General features: G+C 63.5%; 8 protein-coding genes and 1 riboswitch. Of the genes, 1 reads left to right on the top strand and 7 read right to left on the bottom strand.

All coding sequences use genetic code 11. The annotated features are described in order from the left end of the window. Window positions 1-47: 47 nt before the first annotated feature. From Q8K05_RS16240 to glnK, 5 genes are all read right to left on the bottom strand, one after another. A complete protein-coding gene (locus tag Q8K05_RS16240; protein WP_305247653.1) occupies window positions 48-968 on the bottom strand; it encodes an SMP-30/gluconolactonase/LRE family protein in 921 nt (306 codons plus the stop codon). Then, entirely contained in the window at window positions 965-1132 is a 168-nt protein-coding gene (locus Q8K05_RS16235) for a hypothetical protein (protein ID WP_305247652.1), read from the bottom strand. Before Q8K05_RS16235 ends, Q8K05_RS16240 begins: the two co-directional genes overlap by 4 nt. Before the next feature lie 117 nt (window positions 1133-1249). Continuing rightward, the gene (locus Q8K05_RS16230; RefSeq protein ID WP_305247654.1) at window positions 1250-3412 is read right to left on the bottom strand and encodes a methyl-accepting chemotaxis protein; all 2163 of its coding nucleotides are present in this window, start codon (window positions 3410-3412) and stop codon (window positions 1250-1252) included. A 187-nt stretch (window positions 3413-3599) separates the two neighbouring features. Beyond that, a riboswitch (cyclic di-GMP riboswitch) is annotated at window positions 3600-3687 on the bottom strand. A 204-nt stretch (window positions 3688-3891) separates the two neighbouring features. After that, window positions 3892-5421, bottom strand: a complete 1530-nt coding sequence (gene amt, locus Q8K05_RS16225) for an ammonium transporter (protein WP_305247651.1) — start codon at window positions 5419-5421, stop codon at window positions 3892-3894. Between the two features lie 30 nt (window positions 5422-5451). Then, window positions 5452-5790 carry a P-II family nitrogen regulator gene (gene glnK / locus Q8K05_RS16220; RefSeq protein WP_293468152.1) on the bottom strand — a complete coding sequence of 113 codons (339 nt, stop codon included), beginning with the start codon at window positions 5788-5790 and terminating at the stop codon, window positions 5452-5454. Between the two features lie 196 nt (window positions 5791-5986). Between glnK and Q8K05_RS16215 the strand changes: the two genes are divergently transcribed. Next, on the top strand, window positions 5987-7531 hold the full coding sequence (locus Q8K05_RS16215) for a YifB family Mg chelatase-like AAA ATPase (RefSeq protein WP_305247650.1): 1545 nt from the start codon (window positions 5987-5989) through the stop codon (window positions 7529-7531). Between the two features lie 56 nt (window positions 7532-7587). Here the strand turns inward: Q8K05_RS16215 and Q8K05_RS16210 are convergent, their stop codons facing one another. Continuing rightward, the gene (locus Q8K05_RS16210; RefSeq protein WP_305247649.1) at window positions 7588-8397 is read right to left on the bottom strand and encodes a glycine zipper 2TM domain-containing protein; all 810 of its coding nucleotides are present in this window, start codon (window positions 8395-8397) and stop codon (window positions 7588-7590) included. A 98-nt stretch (window positions 8398-8495) separates the two neighbouring features. Next, window positions 8496-10616: vitamin B12 dependent-methionine synthase activation domain-containing protein (locus Q8K05_RS16205; protein WP_305247648.1), on the bottom strand; the 2121-nt coding region annotated here is incomplete at its 5' end.

Here is a 10616-nt window from a genome sequence, read left to right as displayed (position 1 = left end):
ATAGCCCAATATCAACGGGACTATATAGCTACTAATTTAATAGCAAATCAATCGATAAAGAAATTCACCGGCAGTCCGGGCACCTCGACCCGCATGGAAAACACGCAACCCGAATGCGGGTAGGTTTGCAGTTCCCGGGCCGGGCGGCCGTGGCGGGCGGTGGTCAGGTACAGGGTTTTCAGGTCGTCGCCGCCAAAGCACGGCATGGTCGGGCCCTGGGCCGGCACCGCCATGTCGGCCAGCAGCTCGCCTGCGGGCGACAGCTTGAGCAACCGGGCGCCTTCATACATGGCGACGTAATAGTTGCCCTGCACGTCCACGGCGGCGCCGTCGGGCCGGCCGCCGTAGCCGGGCATGCCGGGCTGCCAGCCTTCGGGCTTGCCGGGCCATTGCCGGAACACCCGCTCATGGCTCATGGCATTGCTTTCACTGTCCCAGTCCCAGGCGCGAATGGTGTGGCGCGGCGTGTCGGTCCAGTACAGCGTGGCGGCGTCCGGCGACCAGGCCAGGCCGTTGGCGGTCGTGGCGTTGCCGGCCTTGAGTTCGAGCGCGGGCCGGGTGCGCCGGCCATCGAGTGAGAACAGCTGCGCCCGTGCAGCATCGCGCGGCTCATACATGGTGCCGGCCCAAAAGCGGCCCAGCGGGTCGGCCTTGCCGTCGTTAAAACGGGTGGTGGCCGCATCGTGCAGCGCAGGCGCCAGCAGCTGCAGCGCGCCGCCCCATTGCCGCGCGCGGTAAATGCCGTCGCGCAGCGCGATGACCAGCCCGCCGCTGCGCGCCGGCGCGATGCAGCCGGGCTCGGTGGGCATGGGCCAGCTTTCCACCGTGCCCATGAACACGTTGCAGCGGTGGATTTTCCGGGCGGGTATGTCGACCCAGTACAGCATTTGCTCGTCCGGGTGCCAGAACGGCGACTCGCCCAGTTCGCTGGGCTGGGCCACCACGGTTTGCCATGGACTGGCCGTCATGCCGCACGCTCCACCAGAATGCTCATTTGCGCGCTCATCGATTCGCCCGCCTGCACCAGGTTGATGGCATTGTTGACATGGCTGACGGGCTCGATCGCGACAAGGTCGCGGGTGGTGTTGGTAAAGACCACCAGGCGGCGCAGGTTGGACGCAATGCAATGCAATGGATGGAGGCGGTCATGTTTGTATTCCTGTCCGCCATTGTGCAACGAATGGTGGCATGAAGCACTTACAAAAAAGCCCCGCCAAAGCGGGGCCGGGTGAATGACGAGGCGTAGCTCTCAAAAACTTTCCTGCTGACCAGTGGTTCCGGTTTTCCGGAGCAATGGGGCGGTGCGCGCAATCGTTGACGGCGCGGTTTTGGCCGTGGCCTTGAGGCTTATCCGTACCACGTTCTTCGCCCTGTTGGGGGAACGGCGCTCACCCTCCGGGCCTGCGTAGCGGGCATTCACAGAATTGCTGGAACGGGTGAAGGCCCTCGTCACGGGAAGCACCGAAACAATGCCGTGCGTGTCGCCCTCGGGAAGTTTGAACACGGCCACCGTCTGCACCAGTTCCTGCGCCTGGGTCTTCAGGCTCGATGCCGCTGCCGCCATCTCTTCCACCAGCGCCGCGTTTTGCTGGGTGGCCTGGTCCATCTGGGTGACGGCTTCACCGACTTGTGAAACACCGGCACTTTGTTCGCTGCTGGCCGCGCTGATCTCACCCATGAGGTCCGTGACGCGCCGGATCGAATTCACCACCTCGGTCATGGTGGCACCGGCCTGATCGACCAGCGCCGTGCCATGCTCGACGCGCTCCACGCTGGCACTGATAAGGGTCTTGATTTCCTTGGCCGCATCTGCACTGCGGCCGGCCAGGTTACGCACCTCGGAGGCGACTACCGCAAAGCCGCGCCCCTGTTCGCCGGCGCGCGCAGCTTCTACCGCCGCGTTCAGAGCCAGGATGTTGGTCTGGAAGGCAATGCCGTCGATCACGCTGATGATGTCGGAAATCTTCTTTGACGAATCGTTGATGCCTTTCATGGTGTCCACCACCTGGGCCACGACTTCGCCGCCCTTGACGGCCACGGTGGAGGCACTGATCGCCAGTTGATTCGCCTGCTTGGCGCTGTCGGCGTTCTGCCGGACCGTGGAGCCGAGCTCTTCCATCGAAGCGGCGGTTTCTTCCAGCGCGCTGGCCTGTTGCTCGGTGCGGGCGGAAAGGTCGTTGTTGCCCTGGGCGATTTGGGCGCTGGCGCTGGCGACGGATTCGGAGCCATGGCGAACGGTGGAGACAACTTTGACCAGACTGCCTTGCATGGCCTGGAGCGCCATCATGAGTTGTGCAGTTTCATTTTTTCCAACCGCCTCGAATTGCACACTCAAGTCGCCTGCGGCGACCGCGCGCGCAACGCCCACCGCCTCACGCAGTGGAACCGTGATGCTGCGCACAAAGGTCACGGCAAGCGCGATGGCTCCGCCCAATAGGAGCAACAGCAAACCCAGAATCAAAATCATGGCCTGGCGCAACTCGGTCACACGATCATCCAGCGTTCGCACCAGCCCCTGCATGGCGACCGCATTGAACTCGTACAGGCTGTCAATGGTCCTGGTGAACTCGTCGAAATACTCGTTGGCGGGCAGTTTGAGTTCCTGCGCCGCGATCAAACCCTGATCGGCCACCGTCAACGTCTTGGATATCTGCGTCTTCAGGGCATCCATTTTTGAGCCAAGCGCCGCCTTCAGACCGGCATTGACCGTGGTGGTTTTTTCCAGGTTGCGAATCATGTCGCCGTACAGCTCATTCACCCGCACCTGCAAAGCCACCAGCGTGGCGCGGCCCTCTGGCGGCAAGGTGCCTTGTGCCAGAAAACCGGTGCCCTGCGCCCGCATGACACCCATCTTTTCGGCCAGCCAGGGCGCATGCACAAGCGTGGCCTGAATCAGCGTACTGGTACCGGCTTCCGGATCCTGTGAGAGTTTGAATTCATCCAGAACGGTCTCGCTGAGCAGCATCAGCGATCCGATCAACTGGGTATGTTGCTGCGTACTTTCTGCCGGTTTGAGCTGTCGGCTGGCGACGGCCTGCTCAAGCACGCTCCAGCGTTGCTTGCGATCGGCCCAGTTCGAAACAATCTCCGGTGAAGCCCCTTTCTCCTTCAGGCTGGCATCCACCGCTTCAATCGCTTTGGCCAAGGCATCATGTGTCGCCGGCCGGCGCGCAGCCAAGGCCTCGTTGCCGCCCAGCATGCCCGCAGAGATGCCGCGGTGCTGCTGCGTTAGCTGCACCACTTTTTGCAAGGCAATGGTGGGCGCGGTGCCATCGACTTCCCGTTTTGCAGTCTCGATTTCGGTCAGGGACTGATGAACATAGAACGTTGTCGGTAATGCCGCCATGAAGAGGGCAAGAAGGCCGAGAACCAGAAATTTCTGTGAAAGATTCAAGCGTTGAATGAAAGACATGAAAGACATGGAAGACCTGTTTGTTTGTCGTGACCGGGCTTGGTATGTGGCGCACCTGTTTCATATCAAAGGCGCACCCCAATGGGAGAGAAACGGCCCCTGCGAACGGCACACTTCGAGTGGTGCGGTCGTTACGCATTCGATATTTCCTCCACGCCATGAAACAAACCCAAAAGGTTCGCCCCATTCCGGTAAGCCCGCCATCGTCACGTCTTTGCGCGACAGACCGGTGGCTTTGCGACACCGCCTTCCAAACGGGTGTGCTTTTGACTGGGGTTTACTCTAATGGACAAAGCATTTCTCGAAAACCGACAGATGCAAAAGAGGGTGACTACATCCACACTCATTGATCTATCGCATCTATCGCAAATCCAAGGTCCCTCCCTGACAATTGCAGGCCGTCTCAGTATGCAAACTGATGGCCAGCTTTCGCTGATCCTGGCGCGGCGGCCTGACGGGCAGGCCGCCATCCATGGCGCTTACCTGCTGTAGGCGGTTTCACCGTGGGAGGTGATGTCGAGGCCTTCGCGCTCGTCTTCTTCGCTGACGCGCAGGCCAATCGTCAGGTCCACCACTTTGTAGGCGATGAAGGACACCACGCCCGACCACACCAAGGTGATCAGCACGGCCTTGGCCTGAATCCAGACTTGCGACACGATGGAGTAGTCGGCAGCGGTGATGCCCGTGGCCGTAACCCAGTCAGCCACAAAGCCGGGGCCGCCCAGGCTTGGCGAGTTGAACACGCCCGTCAGCAGCGCACCCACGATACCGCCAACGCCATGCACGCCAAACACGTCGAGCGAGTCGTCAGCGCCCAGCAGTTTCTTCAGACCATGCACGCCCCAGAGGCAGGCAAAACCGGCGATAAAACCAATCACCAGGCCACCGCCGATACCGACGTTGCCGGCGGCTGGCGTGATCGCCACCAGACCGGCCACGGCACCGGATGCGGCACCCAGCATCGAGGCCTTGCCACGCATCAGCGCTTCACCCACACACCATGCCAGCACCGCAGCAGCAGTAGCGCCCAGGGTGTTGATGAAGGCGAGTGCCGCAAAGCCGCTGGCTTCGAGCGCGGAGCCGGCGTTGAATCCGAACCAGCCGACCCACAGCAAGGCCGCACCGACCATGGTCAGCGTGAGGCTGTGAGGGGCCATGGCTTCCTTGCCGTAGCCGATACGCTTACCCACCATGTAGGCACCGACCAGACCGGCTACGGCCGCATTGATGTGCACGACCGTACCGCCGGCGAAATCAAGCGCGCCCGACTGCCAGATGTAACCGGCCTTGCCGTTCATCGCGTCAACCACTTCCTTGCCCGTGTAGGCATCAGGACCCATCCAGAACCAGACCATGTGGGCCATGGGGAGGTAGCTGAAGGTGAACCAGATCACCATGAACAGCAGCACCGCCGAGAACTTGATGCGTTCGGCGAAGGCGCCGACGATCAGCGCACAGGTGATGCCGGCAAAGGTCGCCTGGAACGCGGCGAACACGATCTCGGGAATCACGACGCCCTTGCTGAAGGTGGCCGCGTTGGCAAAAGTGCCTGCGGTGTTGTCCCAGATGCCTTTCATGAACAGCCGGTCAAAGCCGCCAAAGAAGGCGCTGCCCTCGGTGAAAGCCAGGCTGTAGCCGTAGATGAACCACAGCACGACGATCAGGGAGAAGGTCACCATGATCTGCATCAGCACCGACAGCATGTTCTTGCTGCGGACCAGGCCGCCATAAAACAGGGCCAGACCCGGCACGACCATCAGAATCACCAGGATGGTGGAGACCAGCATCCAGGCGGTATCGCCCTTATTGGGAACCGGTGCCGGTGCTGCCGCAGGCGCAGCGGCTGCGGCAACGGGCGCTTGCATGGCGGCGGCGGCTTCCGTGGGGGTGGCGGTTGTGGCTTCGGCAACGGCTGCAGCGGGCGCGGCGGCCGGCGCCTGCGCCAGTGCGGCTACGCCCGTGGTCAGCAGGCTCAGTCCCAGCGCAAGGGAAACTAGTAGTTTTTTCATGTCGGTGTTCTCTTGTTAGGGGGTTGAGCCTTACAGCGCTTCCTTGCCGGTTTCACCGGTGCGGATACGCACGACCTGCTCAAGGTTGTAGACAAAGACCTTGCCGTCGCCGATCTTGCCGGTGCGGGCGGCACCCTCAATCGCTTCAATCACGCGGTCCACCAGCTCGTCAGACACAGCCGCTTCGATCTTGACCTTGGGCAAAAAATCCACCACATACTCTGCGCCGCGGTACAGCTCGGTGTGGCCTTTTTGACGACCGAAACCCTTGACTTCAGTGACCGTGATGCCTTGCACGCCAATACCAGAGAGTGCTTCGCGCACTTCATCCAGCTTGAACGGTTTGATGATGGCCGTGATGAGTTTCATTTTTTGGATACCTCCAGGATTGTTAAAGCGAACACAGGATTCTTAGCATGTAACGTGCCAAAGTTGTGCCACCACCGTGGCCAGGTCCGCGTTTTGCCGGGCGGCCGCGTTACAGTCAGGTAACAAAAACATACTATGCACCAAGTTGATGCACACAGGGCGCACAACTTTGAGGCATCTGAACGAAAGTATCCCGATGAGCTTGTCTTTAGTGCACAGCCGTGCCTTGTTGGGGCTGGAGGCGCGGCCGGTCTGCGTTGAAGTGCATCTGGCCAACGGGCTGCCCAGCTTCACGCTGGTCGGGCTGGCCGAAACGGAGGTCAAGGAAGCGCGTGAGCGCGTGCGCTCGGCGATCCAGAACACCGGACTGGAATTTCCGGGCAACAAGCGCATCACGGTGAACCTGGCCCCGGCCGATCTTCCCAAGGATTCCGGCCGCTTCGACCTGGCGATTGCCCTGGGCATTTTGGCGGCCAGCGGCCAGATCGATGCGCGCAAGCTCAAGGGCTATGAATTTGCGGGCGAGCTGTCGCTGGGCGGCGACCTGCGGCCCGTCAAGGGGGCGCTGGCCATGAGCCTGGCCGTTGCCCACGGCGCGCCGCATGCCGCCGGAGCCCTGCCCAAGCTGGTGCTGCCCGAAGGCAGCGCCCAGGAGGCGGCGCTGGTGCCTGAGGCCGAAATTTACGGTGCCCGGCATTTGCTCGATGTGGTCAGGCAATTTCTGCCCGGCGACGCGGTGCAAGACACGCTGGACGGCTGGTCGCGCGTGCTGCCCTCAGCGCCACCGTCGCCGCCGGCTTACCGGGATATGGCCGATGTCAAGGGCCAGGCCGCCGCCCGACGGGCGCTGGAGATTGCCGCCGCGGGCGGCCACAGCCTGCTGATGATGGGCGCGCCAGGCTCCGGAAAATCCATGCTGGCGCAGCGCTTTGCCGGTCTGTTGCCCGCCATGACGACGCAAGAAGCGCTGGAAAGTGCGGCTGTGGCTTCGCTGGGCGGGCGCTTTGCACTGGAGAACTGGGCGGTACGCCCGACCTGCGCGCCCCACCACACGGCCAGCGCGGTGGCACTGGTGGGGGGCGGCTCGCCGCCGCGGCCCGGCGAAATCTCGCTGGCGCACCGCGGCGTGCTGTTTCTCGATGAATTGCCCGAATTTCCGCGTGCGGCGCTTGAAGCGCTGCGCGAGCCGCTGGAGTCCGGCACCATCACGATTTCCCGGGCCGCGCACCGGGCCGAATTTCCGGCCCGCTTCCAGCTGGTCGCGGCCATGAACCCCTGCCCCTGCGGCTACCTGGGTTCCAGTTTGCGGACCTGCCGCTGCTCACCCGAGCAGGTGTCGCGCTACCAGGGCAAGCTCAGCGGCCCCTTGCTGGACCGAATCGATCTGCATGTGGAAGTGGGCGCGCTGGCCGCCGACGAACTGGTCAACACGCCGCCCGGTGAAGCCAGCGCGGCCATCCGGGGCCGCGTCGTGCTGGCGCGCGCGCTGGCCATGACGCGCCAGGGCAGCAGCAACCAGGCGCTGGAAGGCCAGGCCATCGATGCGCAATGCCAGCTTGATCCGGCCGCCGCGAAATTCCTCAACACCGCCGCCACCCGGCTGGGCTGGTCAGGCCGGGGGATTCACCGCTGCCTCAAAGTGGCCCGCACCATTGCCGACCTGGCCGGTGCCAGCGCGGTGCAGGTCACGCATGTGGCCGAGGCGGTGCAGTACCGGCGCGCGCTGAAGGCGGCGCACTGAGGGCCCGTTCGGATACCCCCGCCCAGTCGGACAAGTCCCGCCTTTGTTGCGCTCCGTCAGCGCCCCTGGTAATCCGGTGAAAACGTTGGCTGGGCAGCCACTGGCGCTGGCAGTGGCTTGGGGCCATAAGTCGCGCCATCGCTGGTGCGCAGGGTGGCGCCTTCCAGCGTCACGCGGCTGCCCACGCTGGGGGCACGCGCCACTTCCACGGTACGGCGCGAGCCGTCTTCCATGCGAACGTCCACCTGGTAGACCGTTTCCTTGCGCATGTTCCCTTCAATCGCGTTGCCAGCAAAGCCACCCCCCACAGCGCCCAAAATGGTGGCGGCCGTGCGGCCATTGCCTCGGCCCACCTGGTTGCCCAGCACCGCCCCCAGCACGCCGCCCGCGACAGTCCCCAAGCCGGGACCGGCTGGTTTGCCAGAGCGCTCAACCGCCGTGACCGACTCGACCGAACCGCAGACGGCACACACGGGCGCGGCCGCCACAACGGGCGCCGGTGCGTAATGGGGTGCGGGCGAAACACCAGAGTAGCCCGGTGCCGGCGCAGGATGGGGCACAGGCCTGACCACTTTCCGGACGGGCGCTGGCGCAGGCTTGGCCGGTGCCGCAGCGGGCTTTTCAATCAGGTCATCGGCAACGCGGGTTGAAGCCGCGGGCGCTGCAAGCTGAGACGGGGTCGCGGCCTGGGGCGCCGTTAGCGCCGCCACGGTGGCAACGGGCGCCGGTGTGCGCTGGTTGTAAATCAGGGTGGCGCCCATGCCAAGCACGGCCACGCCGAGGATGGCCACGGCGGCCCACAGCGGTTTGTTGCCAGACGATGCGGGCTGCTGGCCCGGCTGAAGAGTGTCAATGGAGGTGGTCATGTTGTGTCCTTTGCCACCTTGAACGCACGACGGCATCCAACGGCACACACAAGCCTGCGACAGGCGGGTAAACGGCCCGTAAAGGGCCGTGTCCAGCGTTACAAATTAGGCGCGAGCAAGCGCTGCAAGTCCTCTGCCTTGGCACCGCGCCGCCTGGCCAGGTCCTGCAGCTGGTCTTCGCCGATCTTGCCGACGTTGAAATAGGTGCTGTCCGGGTGGCTCAGGTAAAAACCGCTGACGCTGGCCGCTGGCGTCATGGCCAGGCTCTCGGTCAGCGCCATGCCGATGTCCGCGCACTGAAGCAGCTCGAACATCTCTTTTTTCACGCTGTGGTCCGGGCAGGCCGGGTAGCCGGGCGCGGGGCGTATGCCCTGGTATTTTTCGCCAATCAGCTCGTCGGTCGCCAGCGACTCCGTGGCCGCGTACCCCCACAGGTCTTGGCGCACGCGCTGGTGCAGGGCTTCGGCAAAGGCCTCGGCCAGGCGGTCGGCCAATGCCTTGAGCATGATGGACGAGTAGTCGTCATGGTCGTCCTGGAAGTACTTTTCCTTCTTTTCGGCGCCCAGGCCGGCGGTGACCGCAAAGACGCCGATGTAATCGGCAATTTTCAGGTCTTTTTGGCCTGTAACCCCCGTCGAATCTCCGCGAGCAGCTATCAATTCAGGAGTCAGCACCTTGGGCGCCACGAAGTCGGCCAGGCAGCGGCTGGGCCGCATCACGCCGTCCACCGCCGTTTTTTCCGCCTGCTGGCGCAGGCCGTACCAGGTCATGGCCACTTCGCTGCGGGTTTCGTCGGTGTAAATCTCGATGTCGTCGCCGACGCTGTTGGCCGGGTACAAGCCCATCACGCCGCTGGCCGTGAGCCAGCGGCCCTCGATCAGGCGTTTGAGCATGCGCTGCGCGTCCGCATACACCCGCACCGCCTCGGTGCCGACCACCTCGTCTTTCAAAATCGCCGGGAACGGGCCGGCCAGGTCCCAGGTCTGAAAGAACGGACCCCAGTCGATGTAGCGCGCCAGCTCGGCCAGGTCAAAATTCTTGAACACGCGCCGGCCAATGAATTTGGGCACGGGCGGCGTGTAGTTCGCCCAATCGATGCGCGTGGCATTGGCGCGGGCCTTCGGCAAAGGCCACATCGGCGTCTGCTTTTTGTTGGCGTGCTGGGTGCGCACCTTGTCGTAGTCGGCGTTGAGCTCGTCAATGTACTTGGCGGCATGGTCGGACAGCAGGCTTTGCGCCACGCTCACGCTGCGCGAAGCGTCGGGCACATAGACCACCGGGCCTTCGTAGTGCGGCGAAATTTTCACCGCCGTGTGGACCCGGCTGGTGGTGGCGCCGCCAATCATGAGCGGGATTTTCCTGAGGCGGAAATGCTCGTCTTTCTGCATCTCGGCAGCCACATACTGCATCTCTTCGAGGCTGGGCGTGATCAGGCCCGAGAGGCCCACGATGTCCGCGCCCTCGGCCTTGGCCAGTGCCAGAATCTCGTGACAGGGCACCATCACGCCCATGTTGACGACTTCGAAGTTGTTGCACTGGAGCACCACGGTGACAATGTTCTTGCCGATGTCGTGCACGTCGCCCTTGACCGTGGCGATGATGATCTTGCCCTTGGTTTTCACGTCGGCGCCGGCCGCTTCCAGCAGCAGCTTTTCAGCCTCGATGTAGGGCAGCAAGTGCGCCACGGCCTGCTTCATCACGCGGGCGCTTTTGACCACCTGTGGCAAAAACATCTTGCCCTGGCCGAACAGGTCGCCGACCACGTTCATGCCGTCCATCAGCGGGCCTTCAATGACGTGCAGCGGCCGGCCGCCCTCGGCCTTGATGGCCTGCCAGACTTCTTCGGTGTCTTCGGTGATGTACTCGTTCATGCCGTGCACCAGCGCGTGCGACAGCCGCGCGCGCACGGGCAGCGCGCGCCACTCGTTCTTTTTGCTGTCGTCTTTGGCGCCGCTTTGGGCCGTTTCGGCGACCTCAATCAAGCGCTCGCTGGGCGTCAGTTCAGCCTCGCCGGGTTTGTACACGGGCTGGCGGTTGAGCACCACGTCCTCGACGCGCTCGCGCAGCACGGGCTCCAGGTCGTCATAGACGCCGACCATGCCGGCGTTGACGATGCCCATGTCCATGCCGGCCTGGATCGCGTGGTACAGAAACACCGTGTGAATCGCTTCGCGCACCGGGTCGTTGCCGCGAAAGCTGAAGCTCACGTTGCTGACGCC

It is taken from the genome of Polaromonas sp. (genome assembly GCF_030682935.1).
In the GTDB taxonomy this organism is placed as follows: domain Bacteria; phylum Pseudomonadota; class Gammaproteobacteria; order Burkholderiales; family Burkholderiaceae_C; genus Polaromonas.
The sequence above is the reverse complement of the archived record's forward strand: the minus strand, read 5'-3'. Positions and strand labels throughout refer to the sequence as shown.

Excerpts from the sequence above, each read along its gene's own strand:
- Q8K05_RS16215 (WP_305247650.1), top strand. The coding sequence starts at position 5,987 with ATGAGCTTGTCTTTAGTGCACAGCCGTGCCTTGTTGGGGCTGGAGGCG.
- Q8K05_RS16210 (WP_305247649.1), bottom strand. The coding sequence starts at position 8,397 with ATGACCACCTCCATTGACACTCTTCAGCCGGGCCAGCAGCCCGCATCG.
- Q8K05_RS16240 (WP_305247653.1), bottom strand. The coding sequence starts at position 968 with ATGACGGCCAGTCCATGGCAAACCGTGGTGGCCCAGCCCAGCGAACTG.
- glnK (WP_293468152.1), bottom strand. The coding sequence starts at position 5,790 with ATGAAACTCATCACGGCCATCATCAAACCGTTCAAGCTGGATGAAGTG.
- amt (WP_305247651.1), bottom strand. The coding sequence starts at position 5,421 with ATGAAAAAACTACTAGTTTCCCTTGCGCTGGGACTGAGCCTGCTGACC.
- Q8K05_RS16230 (WP_305247654.1), bottom strand. The coding sequence starts at position 3,412 with ATGTCTTTCATTCAACGCTTGAATCTTTCACAGAAATTTCTGGTTCTC.